Genomic DNA, 20595 nt, shown 5'->3' with positions numbered 1-20595 from the left:
CGGCGACCCTGAAGCAGCGAAAGGACGAGGAGCGAACTTGCAGCAGCGCCTGCTGATCATCAACCCGGGCTCAACCTCCACGAAGATCGCCGTGTACGACGACGACTCCCCCCTGTTCGCCGAGACGCTGCGCCACAGCGCGGCCGACCTGGCGTGTTTCCGGGACGTCGCCGCCCAGTTCCCCTTCCGGCGGGACCTGATCCTGGAGGCTCTCGACGCCCACGGCGTGTCGCTCTCCTCGCTCACCGCCGTGGTGGGGCGCGGCGGGCTCCTGCGGCCCGTGCGCGGGGGAACCTACCGGGTGGACGCGGCCATGCTGGCGGAGCTCTCCCGGGCTGCCCACGGCGAGCACGCGTCCAACCTGGGCGCCCTCCTCGCCCACGAGATCGCCCAGGCCGCGGGCGGCGTGCCGGCCTTCATCGTCGACCCCGTGGTGGTGGACGAGCTGGAGCCGGTGGCCAGGCTCACCGGCCTGCCGGAGATGCCGCGGCGGTCGGTCTTCCACGCCCTCAACCAGAAGGCGGTGGCGCGGCGGGCCGCGGCCGACCTGGGCCGCGCCTACACCGAGGTCAACCTGGTCGTCGTCCACCTGGGCGGCGGGATCTCGGTGGGGGCGCACCGGCGCGGGCGGGTCGTCGACGTCAACAACGCGCTGGACGGCGAGGGGCCGATGGCGCCGGAGCGGGCAGGCACGGTGCCCAGCCTGGGGCTGGTCCACCTGGCGTTCTCCTGGCAGCACACGCTGCGGGAGGTGGGGCGGATGCTGGTCGGCCGCGGCGGTCTGGTGGCGCACGTGGGCACCAACGACGCCCGGCGGGTGGAGGAGCGGATCGCCGCGGGCGACGAGGCAGCCCGGGTCGCGTACCGGGCCATGGCGTACCAGGTGGCCAAGGAGGTGGGCCGGGCGGCGGTGGCCCTGGGCGGCCAGGTGGACCGCATCGTGCTGACGGGCGGACTGGCCCACTCCGAGATGCTGACGGGCTGGATCGCGGAGCAGGTGGAGTGGATCGCTCCGGTGGCGGTCTACCCCGGCGAGGACGAGATGGCCGCGCTGGCGGCCGGCGCCCTGCGGGTGCTGCGGGGCGAGGAGCCGGCGCAGGTGTACGGGGAGGCAGGCGAGTGAGAGTCATCCGACAGGAAGAGATCTACCGGGGCAGAGTGATTGCGGTCCGAAGGGACCTGATCGACCTGGACGGGAAGGAACGGACCTGGGACGTGGTGGCACACCCCGGCGCGGTGGTGGTGCTGCCGGTGGACGGCGATGACCTGCTGATGGTCCGGCAGTACCGGTACGCGGCCGGCGAGACGTTGCTGGAACTGGTGGCGGGCGGTCTGGAGCCCGGGGAGGATCCGGCGGAGGCCGCGCAACGGGAGCTGCAGGAGGAGGCCGGCTTCCGGGCCGGGAGGCTCATCAGGCTGGCCGAGTTCTACAGCGCCCCGGGTTTCTGCACGGAGAAGCTTCACCTGTTCGCTGCCGAGGAACTGACGCCCTCGCGCCTGCCCATGGACGAGGACGAGCAGATCGAACTGGTGCGGCTCAGCCTGGACGAGGCCTTGCGCATGGCCCTGGCGGGCGAGTTGCGGGATGCGAAGACCCTGGCGGGGGTGCTGCTGTATGCCCGGCTCCGGGGCCGCTGAGCCCCTGCAGGTCGTCTATGCCGACCTGCACGTGCACCTGGGCTGGGCCGGCGACCCCGGCGGCGGGGTGAAGATCGCCGCCGCCAGGGACCTGACCCTGGCCAACATACTGGCCGAGGCCCGGGACCGGAAGGGGCTGGGCCTGGTGGGGGTCATCGACGCCGCCACCAGCGGGGCCCTGCAGGACCTGGAGCGGCTGCTGGCGCAGGGGCTCGTGGCCGAGCGGCCCGGCGGCGGCCTGGCCTACGGCGGGCTGACGCTCATCCCCGGCGCCGAGGTGGAGGTGGTGCACCGGGGGAAGCCGGTCCACCTGCTCTGCTACTTCGGCGGGCTGGACGGGCTGCGCGCCTTCGCCGAGTGGCAGGCGCCGCGGGTCAGGAACCGGCACCTCTCGACGCAGCGGCACCACGGGACCACCGCCGCGGACGTGGTGGAGGCCGTGGCCGACCGGGGCGGCGTGGTGATCCCGGCCCACATCTTCACGCCCCACAAGGCTACCCTGGCCGCGGCTCCGGCCGTGTCCGAGGTCATTCCGCCCGAGCTGTGGGCGTCGGTGCCCGCGGTGGAGTTGGGGCTTTCCGCCGACACGGCCCTCGCGGACGAGCTGCCGGAGCTCAGCCGGTTCCCCTTCGTCACCAACTCGGACGCCCATTCCCTGGGCCGGATCGGCCGGGAGTACAACCAGCTGCTGCTCAGGGAACCCTCCTTCGACGAGTGGCTCCTGGCTCTGCGGGAGGAGGGCGGGCGGCGCATCCTGGCCAACTTCGGCCTCGATCCCCGGCTCGGCAAGTACCACCGCACCTTCTGCGAGGACTGTGGCCGGAAGGTGGAGGGCGATCCGCCGGTACTGCGCTGCCCGGTGGACCCCGGCCACCGGGTGGTGCTGGGGGTGCTGGACCGCATCCGGCACTACGCCGCCTGGCAGCAGGGCCGCTTTGTCCGGGCGGAACGGGTGCGGCCGCCTTACGTCCACCAGGTGCCGCTCAGCTTCGTGCCCGGGCTGGGGCGGAAGGGGATGGCGCGGCTGCTGGCCGCCTTCGGCACCGAGATGGCCGTGCTGCACGCGGCCGAGGAGGCGGACCTGGTAGCGGTGGTGGGGGAACGGCTGGCCCGGCTGGTGGTGCTGGCCCGGCAGGGGCGGCTTGCCATCGAGTCCGGTGGCGGGGGCATATACGGGCGGGTCAGCGCGGCCGACTGACCGGCAGGGCGGCCGCCTCACCCCTGGCGAACGGCACGACATAATTGCCGGGCCTGTCCCATAGACTCCGGGTGAGTCTATGGGCAGGGGTGGGCAGGATGCAGCTCTATGCGGCGTGGCGGGAGAACCTGGAGGAGCTTCTGCTGGAACGGGGGGGCCTGGTGCTCTGGCACACGGCCCTGTTCGTGGTCGGGTTGCTGTTCGGGGCGCTGGCCCTGCGCAGCCTGGAGGTGGAGACCCAACTGGAGCTGGCCCGGCAGATCTCGGGCGCGTTGCAGGCGCTGCGGGAAGGGGAGCCGCCCGCGCCCGGGCCCCTGCTGCGGGAGGCGCTCTTCCGGCAAGCCCGCACGGTGGCGCTGATGTGGGTGCTGGGGGTTTCCCTTGTGGGCAGCGTCGCGGTGATGGCCCTGCCCCTGGTGCGGGGTTTCACCTCCGGCTTCGCGGTGGCCTACCTGACCGCCGAGTTGGGCGCCCGGGGCGTCCTGCTGGCGGCGGCCGGCCACCTGCCCCAGACGGTGCTGGAGGTTCCCGGGGTGATCCTCGCCGCCTCGGCGTCGGTGGGCTTTGCGGTGGAGGTACTTACGTCCTGGCGGGTGCGGCGGCGACTGTCGGGGTACTACGACGCCCTGGCCCGCTACTCCAACACGTTGCTGTGCGCGGCGGTCCTGCTGGCGGCCGCGGCGCTGGTGGAGGGGTACGTGACGCCGCACCTGGTGCGGCTGGTTCTGGAAGCGCCCTGATGTGGCACTCTTCCCAATTGAGGGTCGCGTCGGTCTTGTCCCGGTGGCGCACACATGGGATAATTCGTAAGAGAGTCGGGCTTGCATGGTTTCACCGGTGAAACCACCATCTCACTACTGGCGCGGCGCGCCGAACGCGGAAGGAGCGAGAGCAGTGAGGGTTGGCGTAGTGCGCGAGCTGAAGGCCTACGAGAACCGGGTGGCCATGACCCCCGCGGGCGTCATGGCGATGGTCAGGGCCGGCCATGAGGTGTACGTGGAGCACGATGCCGGCAGGGGCTCCGGGTTCGACGACTCGGAGTACGTCGCCGCGGGCGCCAGGATCCTGCCCAGCAATGAGGACGTCTGGGCCACCGCCGACATGATCGTCAAGGTGAAAGAGCCGCTGCCGCCCGAGTACGATCTCATGCGTGAGGGCCAGATCATCTTCACCTACCTGCACCTGGCCGCCGAACCGGAGCTGACCCGGAAGCTGATCGAGCGGAAGAGCATCGCCATCGCCTACGAGACGGTGCAACCGGCCGACCGGTCCCTGCCGCTCTTGACGCCCATGTCCGAGGTGGCCGGCCGCATGGCCGTCCAGATCGGCGCCCACTACCTGGAGAAGGCCCACGGCGGGCGGGGTGTGCTGCTGGGCGGCGTGCCCGGCGTCGCCCCCGGCCGGGTGGCGATCATCGGTGGCGGCACCGTCGGCACCAATGCGGCGAAGATCGCCCTGGGGATGGGCGCGCACGTCACCATCCTGGACATCAACGCCGATCGGCTGCGCTACCTGGACGACATCTTCGGCTCCCGGGTGGAGACGCGGATCTCCAACGAGTTCGAAATTGCCAATGCCGTGGCGCAGGCCGACCTGGTCATCGGGGCGGTGCTGATCCCCGGCGCCAAGGCGCCGAAGCTGGTAACGGCGGAGATGGTCAAGCGGATGGCCCCGGGTTCCGTCATCGTGGATGTGGCCATCGACCAGGGCGGGTCGGTGGAGACCATCGACCGGGTGACGACCCACCAGGATCCCGTCTACGAGCGGTTCGGCGTCGTTCACTACGCCGTCGCCAACATCCCTGGCGCGGTGCCCCGGACCTCCACCTGGGCTCTGACCAACGTGACGCTGCCTTATGCCCTGAAGCTGGCCAACCTGGGCTGGAAGGAGGCGCTGCGTCAGGATCCGGCGCTGGCGAAGGGCGCCAACGTGGTCAGCGGCCACGTCACCTACCCGGCGGTCGCCGAGGCCCACGGGCTGGAGTACGTGGAGCTGGACAACGTGCTCAGGTAGGCCGCAGGAGGCGGAGGACGGCCCCGCATCGGACTGATGCGGGGCCCTTGCTATTGGTTGAAAGCAGGGCGGGGAGGGGGGCATAACCCGGCGCCGGTCGTCATAAAGTGTCGGTGCGGGAGTCGCGTCGGAAAGGGGCTGGCACAGGGCTTGCAGGAGGGGATGGGCTGAATTCCGTGGAATTGACAAAATCGGTCAGGTCTGACGCATAATCCGCCCCGATATGCGAGAGAATGATTACCACTAATGGCGCGAAGGGGATGCAACATGAACAACTTGATCCATGAGTTCATCAACTACCTGAGCGTGGAAAGGGGCCTGGCGACCAACACCCTGGAGTCGTACGGCCGCGACCTGCGCCAGTACTACCAGTATCTCGGGGAGGATCAAGTCGACCTCGACGCCGTCTCTCGCTCGACCATCATTAATTACCTGATGTACCTGCAGAAGCAGGGGAAGGCGACCGCGACCATCGCCCGGCGGCTGGCGGCGCTGAAGGCCTTCTACCAGTTCCTTGTCAGGGAGAAACGCATCAAGACCGACCCCACCGCCAACCTGGAGTCGCCGAAGCTGGAGAAACGGCTGCCGCGGGTGCTCACCGTCAGTGAGGTGGAGCGGCTGCTCGCCCAGCCGGACCCGTCGCTGCCCGCAGGCCTCCGGGACCGGGCGATGCTGGAGCTGCTGTACGCCACCGGCATCCGGGTGTCGGAGCTGGTCTCGCTGAACATAGAGGACGTCAACTTGGAGACGGGCTACATACGCTGCACCGGCAAGGGGTCGAAGGAGCGGATCGTGCCGCTGGGCAGCCTGGCGATCAAGTGGGTGAAGGAGTACCTGCAGCAGGGCCGGCCGAAGCTGGTGAAGGACCGGGAAGAGGCCGCTCTCTTCGTCAACCACCACGGGCACCGGCTGACCCGCCAGGGCTTCTGGAAGATCGTCAAGAAGTACGCCGAGGACGCCCGCATCGACAAGGAGATCACCCCGCATACCCTGCGCCACTCCTTCGCCACCCACCTGCTCGAGAACGGCGCCGACCTGCGGTCGGTTCAGGAGATGCTGGGCCACGCCGACATCTCGACGACGCAGATCTATACACACGTCACCAAGGGCCGGCTGAAAGAGGTCTACGCGCGGACCCATCCCCGGGCATAGGCGGCGACGCGCACACGTCCGCGGGCCTGCCGAGCGCAGGCCCGCTTTTCCCTGCCCTGTTCCAGTGCTATAGTGAGAGACGAAGTCCAGACAAAGGAGTAAGAGACATGGCAGCAGTCCGACGAGTCGTCTTGATCGTCATCGACAGCGTGGGAATCGGCGCCATGCCGGACGCCGCCGACTGGGGCGACGCCGGGGCGAACACCCTGGGCAACATGGCCCGCCAGCGGGGCGGCCTGCCCCTGCCCAACCTGGGGCGGCTGGGTCTGGGCAACCTGTGCGCGATCGAGGGCACGCCGCCGGTGGACGCGCCGGCCGGCGCTTACGGGCGCATGGCGATCTTCTCCCACGGCAAGGACACCATGACCGGTCACTGGGAGATGGTGGGCATCCGGCCGGAGGCCCCGTTCCGGACGTATCCCGACGGTTTCCCCGAGGACCTGATCGCCGAGTTCTGCCGCCGCGCCGGGCTGGAGGGCGTGCTGGGCAACAAGGTGGCCTCGGGCACGGAGATCATCAAGGAGCTGGGCGAGGAGCACCTGCGCACCGGCTGGCCCATCGTCTACACCAGCGCCGACTCGGTCTTCCAGGTCGCGGCGCACGAGGAGCGGTTCGGCCTGGAGCGGCTCTATGAGGTCTGCCGGATCGCCCGGGACCTGCTGCGGCCGCCGCACCGGGTCGGCCGGGTCATCGCCCGGCCCTTTGTGGGCACCGACCGGACCAACTTCACCCGCACGGCCAACCGGCACGACTACGCGCTGGAGCCGCCGCGGATGCTCCTGGACGAGGTGAAGGACGCGGGCCTTTCGGTGCTGGCGGTGGGCAAGATCAGCGACATCTTCTCGGGCCACGGCATCACCTACAGCGTGCACACCAAGTCCAACGCCGACGGCATCGAGAAGATCCACGAATGCCTGGACCGGCAGGAGCCCGGGCTCATCTTCGCCAATCTGGTCGACTTCGACATGCTCTACGGGCACCGGCGGGACGTGGAGGGGTACGCACGGGCCATGCTCGAGTTCGACGCGGCGCTGCCGGCCATCATGGCCAAGCTGGGACCGGAGGACGTGCTGGTGGTCACCGCCGACCACGGCAACGACCCGACCTACATCGGCACCGACCACACCCGGGAGTACGTGCCGGTGCTGCTTTACGGGGAGCCCATCAAGCCCGGCGTCGATGTGGGCACCCGGGCGTCGCTCGCGGACCTGGGCGCCACGGTTGCGGATCTGCTGGGGGTCCCGCAGACCGGCTTCGGCGAGAGTTTTGCGGACCAGATCAGAAAGTAGGGCCCTGGGAAGCGCCCCCGAGCGGGGCGCTTCCTCGCGCCTGGGAGCGCTGTCCTCGCGCCGGCCTGAACGGGAAGGGGGAATGAAACGGGAGAAATCGGGGGCGCTCGTTCGCGTTTCCGGACGTCACGGCTGCACCTACTTCTTCATGAGCGGGACGGGCGCGCCGCCTGCGATGGTGCTGAGACCCAGGGCGTAGAAGGCGGCCTTGCACGGCGGCGGGACCGCCCCGCCAGACGCGCGGCGCCGCCCTCACGGGCTGAGCAGGTCGCCCGTGCAGGCGTGGACGGCGACGGTGACGGTGACCTCCTCCCCGATGTCGGTGGAGAGGCGAAGCGCCCAGGCGCGGCAGCGGTTACCCCGCCACTCGTACTCCCCCGTGTAGGTCGCGTCCACCATCTGCAGATTCCGATTGCCCAGTTGATCCAACGTAGCGGCGACGGCTTCCTCCCGGCTGAGCGTCACCGGCTCGCGCACGCCGACGCCCGGGCGGGGTGGCCTTCGGGCCGGCAAGCGGCTATACTGTCCCTCGGGCGGTCAGGGCAGAAACCATCCAGACGATTCTGTCGTCACTCAGGGCGGAGGTGCCGTGATGATCTCTACACCGACGCAGAGGTGGATCGCGATCGGCCTGCTGGCCGTGGCGCTGACCGGCTGCAGCTTCCTGTCCAAAGCTCCGTCGGAAGAGCCTGTGGCGCCGGTGCAGGAGCCGTCGGATCCGACGGAGCCGTCAGAGCAGCCGACGCCGGGTTCCGGGGACGGAGAAGGTCCGGCGGGAGACGAACGCCCGCCGGACGACGAGCCGGCGGCCGAGGAGGTAACCATGCTGGACTGCCTGAGGCGGTTCGGCCTTTCCGAACTCGCTCCGGGCGTCGATGAGCTCATCCGCGGGCTGCCGGACGATGGCATGTGGCAATGCGTCGCCCGCACGGCCCGGTTCGACCGCAACTACCGGGCGTGGGTGGCGCACGAGGTCCTGGTCTCCGGGGTGGACCACATCGACGCCTCGCTGCCGGGTTACCGGGCCTTTGTCCGCACCACCGAGCTGCACTTCGCCGAACCCCAGACCCTGCCGGTCCCCGAGGGGTGGACCCTGCAGGACGCCCTGCCCTCGCCCAGCGGCCGCTACCTGGCGGCGCGCCTGGCGGACGGCGGGGTGGGCTGGTGGGCCGCGGACGGCAGGGCCCAGGAGCGGTACGACGTGGACGGGTACGACCTGGTCTGGCACCCGGAGGAGGACCAGCTGGCGTTCATCAGCGACGGCCGCCGGCTGCACCTGGTGCGCCCGGCCGGGCCGGCCGTTCATCAGGTCTACGAGGCGCCTGCGGAGGCCCCGGTCCGTTTCCCGTACTGGGCCCTCGAGACGTGGTACGCCGGCTACAACGAGAGTTATCCCCCCGGCACCTTGCTGGTGCTGGCCGACCCCGAAGGCGAACCGGAGGGGCTGGCGCTCCGCCCCGACACCGGACGGTGGGGACGCTTCCCGGCCAAGCGCATCTTCGATCCGGTAGCCAGGGCTGTCCGGTTCCCGTCCTGGCTGACGCAGCCCTGGAGCACCCTGTTCGGGGAGTACCTCCACCTGGTGCCCGACGGGGGCTGGCTGGCGTATCCCAACCCCGGCGGCTCACCCTACACCTTCTACCAGGTGCCGGACGGCGTCGAACCGGTCACCTTGACGTGGAGCCCGAACGCGCGGTTCTTCGCTCTGGTGGAGCGCCGGGACGGGCAGCTCATCGCCCAGGTGTTGCGCGGGTCGCACGACTACACGGGCAGGCAGTACGCCGTCCCGCTGGAAAACGCGCATATCGCCGTCTGGGATGACGGCGTCACGGTGTTTACTGTGACCGGCGCCACGGTGCGCGCGAAAAACCACCTGACAGGCACTGAGCACGCCTGGCAGGTGGAGGGGGAGGTGAAGGCGATCCGTCTCGGCGGGTTCCGGCTCTACATCGTGCTGGAGGACCGGATCATCGTCGTTCCGTTCTCGGAGGCGGCGTCCCTGTCAGAGGCGCCACGTGCGGAGCATCCAGCCGACGCCGCCTAGGAAGAGCGCCAGCGGAACCCCCAGGGCGATGGTCCAGGCAGACGCCGGCGGCAGATCCAGCCACGGGCGGCCGGCCGCGGCCCAGAGGGGCAGAGCGGTGGAGACGGTAAGGCCGAAGGTGCGCGCCAGGGAAGACCAGGCGCTGGACTGCACCATCGCGGAGCCGCCCTGTTCCATCCGGGGCGCTCCGGGGGCCTCGGGCTCCTCCGGCTCCTGGTTCGCCGTGGCGGCCGCCGCGCCGAAGCCGCCGAGCACCCCGAAGACCAGTCCCAGCTCGGTCCACAGCAGCAGGGAGCCGGCCGTGGACAGGGGCAGCCGCGCAGCCGCGCTGCCCACCGCCGCCGCGACCGCCACCAACAGGACCGAGGGCACCAGGACCGAGACCAGCTTGGCGATCACCAGCCGGACGGTGGGCACCGCCGCGAGCCGGTAGAGGGCGATGGTGATCCGCTCCTGCTGGAACACCTTCGCGACCCAGTGGCCGAAGGCGTTGTACCACGCCAGCAGGGAGAGGCCGCCCACCGAGCCGACCAGGCCGGCCAGGGGCATCGCACGGCCGGCCGCGGACCGGCCGGCGAACCAGACGCAGACGACCCCGGCGGCGAAGATCAGCAGCTGCGTGCGGGCCATCCGGTAGCGGACCCACTGCAGCCACTCCCGGGAGAGGACCGCCCGCAGGACGCCGTCCCCCCGGAGCGGAAGCCACCAGGACCGGCCGGAGCGGACGGTGTCCTGCTCGCCCAGCTCCAGCACCCGGTACAGGCCCTCCCTGTAGTGGCTCTCCACCCACTGGGGGCGGATGAGCAGCGCCAGCGCCAGCATGAGCCCGGGCAGCCCGGCGGCCGCGGTCAGGACCGTCAGCACCGACCGGCGGGCCGCGCGCAGGGCCAGCGCCAGCTCCGTCGCTGTGCCTCCCTCCATGAGGTAGACCACCGCAGCGGTCATCATGGCGATGGTGAGCACGCCGAAGGCGGTGTTGCCGTGCCGCATGGATCGCGGGTGATAGCGACTCCAGAAGGTGAGGAGCAGGAGCCCGGCCAGGTGGGCCAGCATCCCCGTTGCGAGGCCCGCGGTCCAGAGCAGCGCCATCGCCGGCCACCGGCCGGGACCCGGGACCATGGCGGAGTACGCCCAGGCCCAGAGCAGCGTCGTCCAGGCCCGGGTGGGCACCGCCTCGATGACCCGTCCCAGCAGGAAGGCCAGGGGGCGCGCCGGGGTGATCTGAAACAGCGGGACCAGAAGCCCCTGGTAGAGCTGCATCTGGCCCCGGGAGAAGCCGTACATCAGGCCGAACCAGGCCATCTGCGCTCCCATCAGCGTCAGGGCGCCCGCAAGGCCGGCTTCCGCCGAGTCGGCGGCCAGCGCGGGCGCCCGCCGCGCGACGACGAAGACCAGGAAGCCCTGCAGTGCGACCAGGAGGAGCCCCGCCTTCATCCGGGAGAAGCGGAACAGCTGGTTCCAGCCCGCAAGCCATCCGGAGCGGGCCACCGCCAGCGACAGCGAAAGGATCCCGTTCACCGCGCCTCCCCCTCCGTGTCCCTGTCCTCCGCAGGCAGCTCGTCGCCGGTGAGCGCCAGGAAGGTCTCCTCCAGGTTAGCGCCGGGGATGCCCGCCTGCCGGGCCAGGTCGGCCGCGGTGCCCTCGGCGATGAGCCGCCCCCGGTGGATGAGGCCGATGCGGTCCGACAGCTCCTCGGCGACCGAGAGGACGTGGGTCGTCAGAACCACGGCCACGCCCGCGCGCGCCCACGCGCGGATGAGGTCCTTGACCTCGCGGGCCGCCCGGGCGTCGAGGCCGTTGGTCACCTCATCCAGCAGCAGCACCCGGGGGCGGTGCAGCAGCGCGGTGGCAATGGCCATCTTCCGCTTCATCCCCAGCGAGAAGTCGCGGATCAGTCGGTCCGCCTGGGGCGTGAGTCCCATCATCTGCAGCAGCTCCTCCGCCCGGGCCTTTCCTTCGGCGCGGCTCATCCCGTAGAGGTCGGCCATGAACCAGAGGAACTCCCGCGCGGTGAGGAGCTCATGCAGGATCGGCGTGTCGGGCACGTAGCCGATGGCCCGCTTGGCCGGGCCCGGGTTCCGCCACACGTCGTGCCCGAGGATCACCACGCGCCCGGACGTGGGCGGCAGCAGGCCCACCATCATCTTCATGGTCGTCGTCTTGCCGGCGCCGTTGGGTCCGAGGAAGCCGAAGATCTCGCCCGGCCGGACGGCGAGGTTCAGCCCCTGCACCGCCGGGTGACCGTTGTAGGACTTGGTGAGGTTTTCCAGCAGGATCGCGGGCTCGGTGGCCACGGTCGTCCTCACTCCGATTTCAGAGGATTGTTGCTACCGTTTCGGACGTCAGCCGCCGCAGGCAGGATTCGGCCCCGGACCTGCCGGTTTCAGGGGCCGGCGCGCGCAAGTGTGCATGTCCCGCGGGCAGACTAGCGGTAGAGTCTGTGCGAGGAGGCATGACCCATGTGGAGAACGCGCACGCGCTGCTGGGCGGCGCTGCTGTGCGCCGTCCTCTGGGTGGCGGCGCTTTCGCCGGCCGCCCGGGGAATGGAGCGCTGGCCGCCGGCGCCTGACGTCGAGGACGGCGACCGGCTGCTGCAAGGCGGCGGGGCCTACGGCCTGGACGAGCCGGTCGAGGCGGCTGCCGCGGCGGAAGAGGCCGGCAGCGGCGAACCGGTGAAGATCGAGTCGCCGTCCGCGATCCTGATGGAACCCCTGAGCGGACGGGTCATCTACCAGAAGAACGCCCACGAGCGGCGCAACCCGGCCAGCGTCACCAAGATCATGACCCTGATCGTCGCCTTCGACGCCATCCGGGATGGCAAGGTGAGCCTGAAGGACCCGGTCACCATCTCGGAGGAGGCCAAGCGGCAGCCGGGAACCACCATCTTCGCCGACGTGGGCGAGACCTTCTCGCTGGAGGAGTTGCTGCTCTCGGTGGCGGTGGGGTCGGCCAACGACGCCGCGGTGGCGGTGGCAGAGCACGTGGCCGGGTCTGTGGACGCGTTCGTGGCCCTCATGAACAAGAAGGCGAAGGAGCTGGGGATGAACGACACCCAGTTCATGAACCCCACGGGGCTCTCGGCCGAGGGGCATTACAGCACGGCCTATGACATCGCCCTCATGAGCCGCCACGCCGTGCTGCACTACCCCGAGCTGGTGAAGCTGACCGCGATCTACGGCGCGGAGCTCAACGTGCCGTGGCGCAAGAACGGGCCGAAGTTCCAGCTGTGGAACAACAACAAGCTGCTCACGTGGTACCCGGGGGCGGACGGCCTGAAGACGGGCTGGACCCAGGCGGCCGGATACTGCCTCGCGGCGACGGCGGTGCAGAACAACACCCGCATGATCGCCGTCGTCATGGGCGCGGAGAGCGCGAAACAGCGGAACATCGAGGTCGCCCGGCTGCTGGACTACGGCTTCGCCAACTATACGGCCGTGGAGATCGCCCCTGCGGACAAGAAGTTCGGCCCCGTGCGGGTGGCCCGCGGGGCGGTGGCTGCCATCGAACCGGTGCCGCGGGCGGCGTTCGGGGTCAGCGTGCCCAAGGGCTCCCAGGACAAGGTGAAGTGGGAGGTGCGGCTGCCGAAACAGGTCGCGGCGCCCCTGGAGAAGGGCCAGGCGGTGGGGGAGATCGTCGCCACGCTGGACGGGCAGGAGGTCGGCCGCATGGAGCTGGTCGCCCCCGAGGCGGTCGGAAAGGCCAACCTGTGGCAGTCCGTGGTGCACACGGTACGGAACATCTTCAGCTTTGATTGAGCGAATGGTCTCGGGCCCGCCGGCCGTCAGGTGCCGGCGGGCCTGTTCGCGCGTATTTGGTCGAACAATGTCGACCGAAAGATGGGGAAGAAGGCAGGAAATGGCTGGTAACAGGAAGAAGTTGCCTGAACCACGCGCGGCCGCGGCGGGCCGTGCAGAGCAGGAAGGAGCGTGGCCGGCCATGTCATCGATGGAGTACGAGCTGGTGGGGCAGAGCCTGATCGTGCGGCTCTCCGGCGAGCTGGACCTGGTGGCGGCCGCCCGGTTCAAGGAAACGGTGGAGGATATCATGGACCGGCGCCCGGTCCGCCACCTGTACGTCAACCTGGCGCGCGTCACCTTCGTGGACAGCGCCTTTCTCGGCGCGCTGTTCGGGCGGTACCGGCGGATCACCCGGGAGGGCGGACGGGTGGGCGTGATCGGCGTGCCGCCGCAGGTGCGCTCGGCGCTGGAGTTCTCTGGCGTCTTCCGCACCATGGAGGAGTTCCGTTCGGAGCAGGAGGCGCTCTCCGCGGACCGGGCGGGGAGCGGCGCAGGAGAGGGGGCAGTGTGATGGTCACGCACAACCGGGTGATCCTGGAACTGGCTGCCATCCCGGAGAACGTCGGCGTCGCCCGGCTCATGGCCGCGGTGGTCGCGGCCCAGGGGGAGTTCACCGTGGCCGAGGTCGACGAGGTGAAGCTGGCGGTCTCCGAGGCGGTGACCAACGCCATCGTGCACGGCTACCGGTGCGACGGCAGCCGGATGGTGCGGATGGAGGCGGCTTTGGAGGACGGCGAGCTCGTGATCGTCGTCATCGACCACGGCAGGGGCATCGAGGACGTCGCCATGGCCATGCAGCCGGCGGTCACCACGGATCCCGAACGGATGGGGCTGGGCTTCTCGTTCATGGAGGCCCACATGGACCACGTGGAGGTGACGTCGCAGGTCGGACAGGGCACCCGGGTGGTCATGCGGAAGCGGCCCGCGGCCAGGGACGTCGCCTCGCTGAAGGGCAGCTGATCGGGCGATGGCTGAGGAGAACACCCTGGAGGAGCGGGGCTGGCCCGATGAGGAGGTCCGGCGGCTGGTGGCCCTGGCCAGGGCGGGGGACAAGGAGGCCCGGGACCGGCTGGTGGAGGGGAACCTCCGGCTGGTGCGATCGCTGGTCTCCCGCTTCAGCGCCTCCGGGGCCGACCCCGAGGACCTGTTTCAGATCGGCTGCATCGGCCTTCTGAAGGCCATTGACCGGTTTGACCTGAACTACGACGTGCGGTTCAGCACCTACGCCGTGCCGCTGATCATGGGCGAGATCCGGCGCCACCTGCGGGACGACGGCCCGATGCGGGTGAGCCGCAGCCTGAAGCAGCTGGCGCAGCAGGCCCGGCGGGTGCGGGAGCGGCTGGCCGCGCAGATGGAGCGGGACCCCACGGTCGCCGAGGTGGCGGCGGAGCTGGGCGTCTCGCCCGAGGAGGTGGTCGCGGCGCTGGACGGCGTGCGTCCGCCGACCTCGATCCACCAGACCGTGCACGAGGGCGACGGCGACCCGATCTACCTGCTGGACCAGCTGGCGGCGGACGACGGACAGCGGGAGGGCGTCTGGCTCGACCGCGTCGCCCTGCGGGAAGGGCTGAACCAGCTGGATGAGCGGGAGCGCACCGTCATCCTGCTGCGGTTCTTCCGCGACAAGACCCAGACGGAGGTCGCGTCGATCCTGGGCTGCAGCCAGGTTCAGGTCTCCCGCCTGGAGCGCAGGGCGCTGGAGCGGATCCGGAACTACGTGAACGCGGCCCCGTGAACAGCGCGGGCAGCGCGCAGACGGCCCGTGTAAGGAGCCGGGTTGCGGGGCAATGGTAGGAGCAGGGGTGGCAGGAAGATGCGCGCGGTCAACCCGTGGAGCAGGCTGTGGTGGGGATGGGCGACGGTGCTTCTGCTCCTGGCGGCGGGTGCCGTCGGTACCTGGTACTGGTACGCCACCCATCCCAAGCCGCCGCCGGCGGGGGCCACGCTTGTGGGCGACCGGCCGGGGGCCGGCGGAGCCGCATAGCGGGGCCGGGCACCGTGGGATGCTAGGGGTCCGGGGGCCGTCCAAGGCAGCGGCTTCGCCCACGGCTCGGCTGGCGGACCCGCCGCCTGCGGGGCCCCCGGTGCACGTCTCGGACCCGGCGCCAGGGGGGATTGGTCTGAAGCCGCCCGTTCGTGTGATCCTCCTGACCGACGGCGATTCCGCCGCTCGGCGCGTGGCCGAGAACGTGGCGCAGCGGCTGGGGCTCCGCTGCATCTCGGCGTCCGCAGGAAACCCCACGCCGCTCAGCGGCCCGGAGTTGGTGGCGTTGATCAAGCAGGCCGTCCACGACCCCGTGCTGGTCATGGTCGACGACAAGGGGGACCCCGGCACGGGGCCCGGCGAGGAGGCCCTCGCGTACATCTGCCGGCACCCGGACATCCGGGTGCTGGGGGCCGTGGCGGTGGCCTCCAACACACGGGCGCGGGGCGTCGAGGTGGACGTGTCCATCGACCGGGAGGGGCGGGTCCGCGACGGCCCGGTGGACAAAGACGGCCAGCCTCGCAGGCGGGGGCGCCTCAAAGGCGATACGGTGGACGTGCTCAACCGGCTGTCCGTGCCGATTATCGTGGGAGTGGGCGACCCCGGCAAGACGGGAGGAGAGATCGACCTGGAGGCGGGATGCGAGATCACCGCCAGGGCGATCCGGCAGATCCTGGAGCGCTCCTGAGCCCGGGTGCGTGCTTCGCGCCCGGGCTTGATTCTTCCGCGTCCAGGAGCGCTGCCCGGGAGCCGCAGCGGCGCCCCTGTGCCGTTGACAGTCGACCGCGCGGGATGCTATTGTGGGGACAATTTCGGGGACGGTCATGTGGACCGGCTACGGCCCGCGGAAGGAGTTGTGGACGATGCACTTCTACGGCACCGCATCCCGCAACGGGCAGGGGCACCTGACCATCGGCGGCGTCGACGTGGTGGACCTGGCGAGGGAGTTCGGCACGCCGCTGTACGTCATGGATGAGGAGCTCATCCGGCAGAACTGCCGCGCCTACGTCGCGGCGTTCCGGGACCATTATCCGGATTTCGATGTGGCATACGCCTCGAAGGCGTTCCTGTGCACGGCCATGGCCGCCCTCGTCGCCCAGGAGGGGCTGTCGCTGGACGTCGTCTCCGGCGGCGAGATCGCCACGGCCCTGCAGGCGGGGTTCCCGATGGACCGCACCTACTTCCACGGCAACAACAAGACGGCCGAGGAGATCCGGCTCGCCCTGGAGGCCGGGGTCGGCCGCTTCGTGGTGGACTCCCTCCACGAGCTGGAGCTCCTGAACCGGCTCGCCGGGGAGCGGGGCACGACGGCGCGCGCCCTGCTGCGGGTGACGCCGGGCGTGGAGGCGCACACGCACGAGTACATCAGTACCGGACAGCTGGATTCCAAGTTCGGGATCCCCATCGAGGGCGGCCAGGCCCTCGACGCCGCGCGGGCCGCCCTGCAGGCGGACCACGTGGAGCTGTTGGGCTTCCACTGCCACATCGGGTCGCAGATCTTCGACCTGACCGGCTACCGGGTGGCTGCCGACAGGATGCTGGCCTTCGCCGCGGCGGTCCGGGAGGAGACCGGGTTCACGCCGTCGGAGCTGAGCCTGGGCGGCGGGCTGGGCGTGCGCTACGTGGAGGGCGACCGTCCCTTGCCGCCGGCCGATCTGGTGGCCTGCCTTGCCGAGGCCGTGCGCAGCGGGGCGGCCGAGCGCGCCCTGCCCCTGCCGAAGCTGATCGTCGAGCCCGGCCGGTCCATCGTGGCCGAGGCGGGCACCACGCTGTACACGGTGGGCACGATCAAGGAGATCCCCGGCGTGCGCACGTACCTCTCCGTGGACGGCGGCATGGGCGACAACATCCGCCCGGCGCTCTACCACGCCCGGTACGAGTGCGCCGTCGCCAACAAGCTGGACAGCGAACGGACCCGGATCGTCACCGTCGTCGGCCGCTATTGCGAATCGGGGGACGTGCTGCTGACCGACGCGGCCGTGGCAGCGGATGTCGCCCCGGGCGACCTGCTGGCGGTCTTCGCCACCGGCGCTTACAACTACAGCATGGCGTCCCGCTACAACCGCTTCCCCACGCCGGCCGTGGTGTTCGTGCGGGACGGCCGGGCGGACCTGGTGGTCCGGCGCGAGACCTTTGCCGACATGGCCGCCTGCGACGTCCTGCCTCCCCGGTTTCGCCCCCGGGCGGAGGCGTAGTGCGCAGGGGCCCGTTCCTCCGGCGGTGCGGCCCGCATCGGGGGACGGGCCCTGTTTCGCGCCTGTTTTTTCTGCGGCGTTGGGGGAGGAAAGTGGAACCAATGGGTCGGGTGGGTCTGTCTAAGAGGTGATAGGTCCCCATAATGAGGTGAACCAGATTGAGGCGTAAGGTCATCGTGATCCTTCTCGTGCTTGCGGTGCTGGGCGCCGGCGGTTGGTTCGGCTACCAGCGCTTCTTCGGCGGGCGTTCGGCCGTCACCGTGACGGCCATGGGGCCCGAGGGCGCCCCGGTGGTGCAGGTGCAGCGGGTCAGCCGGGGGATGCTGATCCAGGAGATCTACTCCCCCGGCACGGTGCAGGCCGGGAACCTGCAGGAGTACAAGGCCCCGCTGACAAGCCCGCGCGTCACGGTCTACGTGGAGGCCGGTCAGCAGGTGGAGGAGGGGCAGTTGCTGGTGGAGCTGGACGCCACCGAGCTGCAGGAGGAGGTCAAGACCAAGGAGCGCGACCTCCTGCAGGCGCAGCGGGAGCTGGAGGAGCTGCTGCGCCAGATGGAGAGCGCGCCGCTGCAGCTGGAGCGGAACCTGCAGGAGGCCCGCCAGCAGCTGGCCGAGGCCCAGAGCAACCTGGCGCGGGTGAAGGCAGGCGGCGGGGAGAGCAGCGACGTGGAGCGGCTGCGGGCGCAGATCGACCAGCTCCGCAGCCAGGTGGCCGCCGCACAGCAGCCGGTGGAGGAGGCCCGGGAGAACCTGGCCGCCGCGGAGGCGGCCTACCTCGCCAACCCCTCCGACTCCCAGGCCGCGCAGGCGTATCGCGCGGCTGAGGAGGCCTACCGCGAGGCGGTGCGCAAGAGCCAGGCGACGGTGCAGGAGGCCGCGGAGAAGCTCGCGGAGGCCGAGGCGGAGCTGGCCGCGCTGCTGGAGGGCAGCCAGGACGGGGCTAGCCGCGAGTTGAACGTGCGGCTGGCGGAGATCCAGGTGAGCCTGGCGGAGGTGGCGGTGAAGGAGGCCGAGGAGGCGGTGCGCCGCGGCCCCGACATGGGCCAGGTGGAGCTGGCCCGGGCCCGGGTCGAGGCCGCCCAGGCGACCCTGGACAAACTGCGCGCCAATCTGGAGGCGACCCGGATCGTCGCCGCCGCACCGGGGACGGTGCTGAGCGTGCACGTGAAGGACGGCGACCCGGTGCAGCAGGGCGCTTCCCTGTTGCGGGTCGGCGACATGGAGCGGATGGAGCTGATCGGCCAGGTGGAGGCCGTGGACCTGGACAGCCTGGAGCCCGGCCAGCCGATCATGGTCACCTCGTCGTTGCTGCCGCTGGCCAGCTTCGAGGGCACCGTGACCCGCATCAGCCAGCAGACCGCGCAGAGCAACGACGGGTTCTACGGCGGCCCGATCTACTACATGGGTGACACCGTCACCTTCGAGGTGCGGGGCGAGGTCATGAACGCCGACGGCCGGCTGAAGAGCGGCATGTCGGTGGAGATGCGCATCCAGACCGCCCAGCTGGAGGACGTGATCGTGGTGCCGCTCCTCGCCGTGCGTGAGGAAGCCGGGCAGGCCTTCGTGCTCGTGGTCCACGAGGACTACACCGTGGAGGTGCGGCCCATCCAGACCGGCCTGGTCACCAACCGCGAGGTGGAGGTCGTCGCGGGGCTGGAGGAGGGGGAGATGATCGTCACCGGCCCCTTCGGCCTGATCGAGACGCTGCAGGACGGTGACCCGGTGCAGATCGAGGCGATGCCCGGGATGGATCCCTTCATGGGCGGCCCCACGGGCCCGGGCGGCGGGCGGATGCGGACGGTGCCCGGGGGTGTCCGGGCTGTTCCGCTGGGGCTCGCGACGGGGGGCGCAGCGCGATGAACCTGCTGGAAACCTTCAGCGTCGCGCTTTCGGCCCTGTGGGCCAACAAGCTGCGCTCGGCGCTGACCATGCTGGGGCTGATCATCGGGGTCGGCTCGGTGATTGCCATCATCGCCATCGGCAGGGGAACCCAGAAGGCGGTGGCCGCCGAGCTGGATGCGCTCAATGGCGGCGTCTTCCAGCTCATGGCGACCCCCGGGTGGTCGGAGGATGGCCAGCCCACGGCGAGGCTGCGCATGTTCCGCGACGATGACATTGCGCTCCTTAAGGAAGCCCTGCCGGAGATCGACCTGATCGACCCGCAGGTGGGCATGAGCGGCCGGATCACCTTCGGCCGGGAGGTCGAGTGGTGGGACTGGATCCGGGGCGCGGGCGCGGATACCGCGGCCCTGATGAACATCCAGCTCTCGGCCGGCCGCTGGTTCACCGAGGAGGAGATCGCCCGGGGCGACCGGGTGATGGTGCTCTCGGCCAGCCGTGTGGAGTACATCCTGGGGGAGGGCGTCAATCCCCTGGGGATCGAGCTGATGGTCAATGGCTACCCCTTCCAGATCATCGGCGTGATCGCACCCAACACCGGCATGCTGTCGCAACTGCTGGGCGGCCAGGGCGGCGACTTCTACGTCCCGCGCAGCTACATCACCCGGGTGACCGGCCAGAACAGCTACGATCACCTGACGGTGCGGGTCCGGGACGGCTACGACCCGGTGGAGGTCAAGGACCTGGCTGTGCGGGTGATGGAGCGGCTCTACCCCGGCACGGGGTACGAGGCCTACATCTGGACCGACTTCATGGGCGAGTTCAACCAGGTGATCTCGATCGTGACCGGCGTGATGGCGGCCATCGCCGGCATCTCGCTGGTGGTGGGCGGCGTCGGCATCATGAACATCATGATGGTCTCGGTGACCGAGCGCACCCGGGAGATCGGTCTGCGCAAGGCCATCGGCGCCCGGCGCCGGGACATCCTGATGCAGTTCCTGGTGGAGGCGCTCACCCTCTGCCTGATCGGCGGCGGCATCGGCATCGTGCTGGCCGCAGGCCCGGTGACCATCGCCGCCCGGTACCTGGAGACGCCACTCAGCCTCGACCTCTACGCCATCGCCCTGGCGCTGGGCTTTTCTGCCGCGGTGGGGCTGATCTTCGGCGTCTACCCGGCGGTGAAGGCCGCGCGTATGGATCCCATCGAGGCGCTCCGGTACGAGTAGCGGCCGGGCCGGCGGGTGTCGGGGGCGGTTTCTGATCGCAGGCGCGAAGGGGGCGGTGCAGCTGATGCACCGCCCCCTTCCTTTACGCTCTGTGGGTTCGGGTTGCCAGGAAGTGCGCCTTCGCCATGACCCCCTCCAGCCTCTGGTCGCCATAACCCAGCCGGTGTGCCGCGCACAGGTGCGCGGCGGCCAGCAGCAGCCGCTGAGCAACTCCCGCCACC

The 20595-nt window shown here is 70.3% G+C and carries 21 protein-coding genes; 17 read left to right on the top strand and 4 right to left on the bottom strand.

Annotation, left to right across the window (positions count from 1 at the left end; all coding sequences use genetic code 11):
• The first annotated feature begins 37 nt into the window (after window positions 1–37).
• From buk to STH_RS09160, 7 genes are all read left to right on the top strand, one after another.
• Entirely contained in the window at window positions 38–1123 is a 1086-nt protein-coding gene (buk, locus tag STH_RS09190) for a butyrate kinase (RefSeq protein ID WP_011195954.1), read from the top strand.
• The gene (locus STH_RS09185) at window positions 1120–1638 is read left to right on the top strand and encodes an NUDIX hydrolase (protein WP_011195953.1); all 519 of its coding nucleotides are present in this window, start codon (window positions 1120–1122) and stop codon (window positions 1636–1638) included. Before buk ends, STH_RS09185 begins: the two co-directional genes overlap by 4 nt.
• The gene (locus tag STH_RS09180) at window positions 1616–2836 is read left to right on the top strand and encodes an endonuclease Q family protein (RefSeq protein ID WP_011195952.1); all 1221 of its coding nucleotides are present in this window, start codon (window positions 1616–1618) and stop codon (window positions 2834–2836) included. The genes STH_RS09185 and STH_RS09180 overlap by 23 nt, the downstream gene beginning before the upstream one ends.
• Window positions 2837–2934: 98 nt before the next feature.
• A complete protein-coding gene (spoIIM, locus tag STH_RS09175) occupies window positions 2935–3576 on the top strand; it encodes a stage II sporulation protein M (RefSeq protein ID WP_011195951.1) in 642 nt (213 codons plus the stop codon).
• 154 nt (window positions 3577–3730) lie between these two features.
• A complete protein-coding gene (gene ald / locus STH_RS09170) occupies window positions 3731–4849 on the top strand; it encodes an alanine dehydrogenase (RefSeq protein ID WP_011195950.1) in 1119 nt (372 codons plus the stop codon).
• Between the two features lie 267 nt (window positions 4850–5116).
• Window positions 5117–6001 carry a site-specific tyrosine recombinase XerD gene (xerD, locus tag STH_RS09165; protein ID WP_011195949.1) on the top strand — a complete coding sequence of 295 codons (885 nt, stop codon included), beginning with the start codon at window positions 5117–5119 and terminating at the stop codon, window positions 5999–6001.
• A gap of 107 nt (window positions 6002–6108) precedes the next feature.
• Window positions 6109–7290, top strand: a complete 1182-nt coding sequence (locus tag STH_RS09160; protein ID WP_011195948.1) for a phosphopentomutase — start codon at window positions 6109–6111, stop codon at window positions 7288–7290.
• A gap of 252 nt (window positions 7291–7542) precedes the next feature.
• Here the strand turns inward: STH_RS09160 and STH_RS09155 are convergent, their stop codons facing one another.
• On the bottom strand, window positions 7543–7803 hold the full coding sequence (locus STH_RS09155) for a hypothetical protein (RefSeq protein WP_148205541.1): 261 nt from the start codon (window positions 7801–7803) through the stop codon (window positions 7543–7545).
• Window positions 7804–7882: 79 nt separating this feature from the next.
• Here STH_RS09155 and STH_RS09150 point away from each other — a divergent pair, with 79 nt between their 5' ends.
• On the top strand, window positions 7883–9334 hold the full coding sequence (locus tag STH_RS09150; protein WP_043713850.1) for a hypothetical protein: 1452 nt from the start codon (window positions 7883–7885) through the stop codon (window positions 9332–9334).
• Here the strand turns inward: STH_RS09150 and STH_RS09145 are convergent.
• Both STH_RS09145 and STH_RS09140 read right to left on the bottom strand, forming a co-directional pair.
• Window positions 9293–10852: a hypothetical protein gene (locus STH_RS09145; protein WP_043713849.1), complete on the bottom strand. Its 1560-nt coding sequence runs from the start codon at window positions 10850–10852 to the stop codon at window positions 9293–9295. The genes STH_RS09150 and STH_RS09145 overlap by 42 nt on opposite strands.
• Window positions 10849–11628, bottom strand: a complete 780-nt coding sequence (locus STH_RS09140) for an ABC transporter ATP-binding protein (RefSeq protein ID WP_050742203.1) — start codon at window positions 11626–11628, stop codon at window positions 10849–10851. The genes STH_RS09145 and STH_RS09140 overlap by 4 nt, the downstream gene beginning before the upstream one ends.
• Before the next feature lie 165 nt (window positions 11629–11793).
• Here STH_RS09140 and STH_RS09135 point away from each other — a divergent pair, with 165 nt between their 5' ends.
• The 9 genes from STH_RS09135 to STH_RS09100 all read left to right on the top strand — a co-directional run bounded on the left by STH_RS09135 (window position 11794) and on the right by STH_RS09100 (window position 20374).
• Entirely contained in the window at window positions 11794–13089 is a 1296-nt protein-coding gene (locus STH_RS09135) for a D-alanyl-D-alanine carboxypeptidase family protein (RefSeq protein ID WP_050742202.1), read from the top strand.
• Window positions 13090–13270: 181 nt separating this feature from the next.
• A complete protein-coding gene (spoIIAA, locus tag STH_RS09130; RefSeq protein ID WP_011195942.1) occupies window positions 13271–13642 on the top strand; it encodes an anti-sigma F factor antagonist in 372 nt (123 codons plus the stop codon).
• Entirely contained in the window at window positions 13642–14091 is a 450-nt protein-coding gene (gene spoIIAB / locus STH_RS09125; protein WP_043715456.1) for an anti-sigma F factor, read from the top strand. Before spoIIAA ends, spoIIAB begins: the two co-directional genes overlap by 1 nt.
• Window positions 14092–14098: 7 nt before the next feature.
• Window positions 14099–14866, top strand: a complete 768-nt coding sequence (gene sigF / locus STH_RS09120; protein WP_011195940.1) for an RNA polymerase sporulation sigma factor SigF — start codon at window positions 14099–14101, stop codon at window positions 14864–14866.
• Window positions 14867–14944: 78 nt separating this feature from the next.
• Window positions 14945–15115, top strand: coding sequence for a hypothetical protein (locus tag STH_RS18790; RefSeq protein WP_158506887.1), 171 nt, complete (start codon window positions 14945–14947; stop codon window positions 15113–15115).
• 154 nt (window positions 15116–15269) lie between these two features.
• Window positions 15270–15803 (top strand): stage V sporulation protein AE, encoded by a 534-nt coding sequence (locus STH_RS09115; RefSeq protein WP_276324183.1) that lies wholly within the window; start codon window positions 15270–15272, stop codon window positions 15801–15803.
• 175 nt (window positions 15804–15978) lie between these two features.
• Window positions 15979–17310, top strand: a complete 1332-nt coding sequence (gene lysA, locus STH_RS09110; RefSeq protein WP_011195938.1) for a diaminopimelate decarboxylase — start codon at window positions 15979–15981, stop codon at window positions 17308–17310.
• Window positions 17311–17468: 158 nt separating this feature from the next.
• Window positions 17469–19169: an efflux RND transporter periplasmic adaptor subunit gene (locus tag STH_RS09105; protein ID WP_043713848.1), complete on the top strand. Its 1701-nt coding sequence runs from the start codon at window positions 17469–17471 to the stop codon at window positions 19167–19169.
• Window positions 19166–20374, top strand: a complete 1209-nt coding sequence (locus STH_RS09100) for an ABC transporter permease (protein ID WP_011195936.1) — start codon at window positions 19166–19168, stop codon at window positions 20372–20374. Before STH_RS09105 ends, STH_RS09100 begins: the two co-directional genes overlap by 4 nt.
• Window positions 20375–20456: 82 nt before the next feature.
• Here STH_RS09100 and STH_RS18785 read toward each other — a convergent pair whose 3' ends face one another.
• On the bottom strand, window positions 20457–20594 hold the full coding sequence (locus STH_RS18785; RefSeq protein WP_207635377.1) for a hypothetical protein: 138 nt from the start codon (window positions 20592–20594) through the stop codon (window positions 20457–20459).
• Window position 20595 lies beyond the last annotated feature (1 nt).

Source organism: Symbiobacterium thermophilum IAM 14863 (assembly GCF_000009905.1).
Taxonomy (GTDB): domain Bacteria; phylum Bacillota; class Sulfobacillia; order Symbiobacteriales; family Symbiobacteriaceae; genus Symbiobacterium; species Symbiobacterium thermophilum.
Note: the sequence above shows the minus strand (reverse complement) of the source record. Positions and strands in the feature narration are given on the sequence as shown.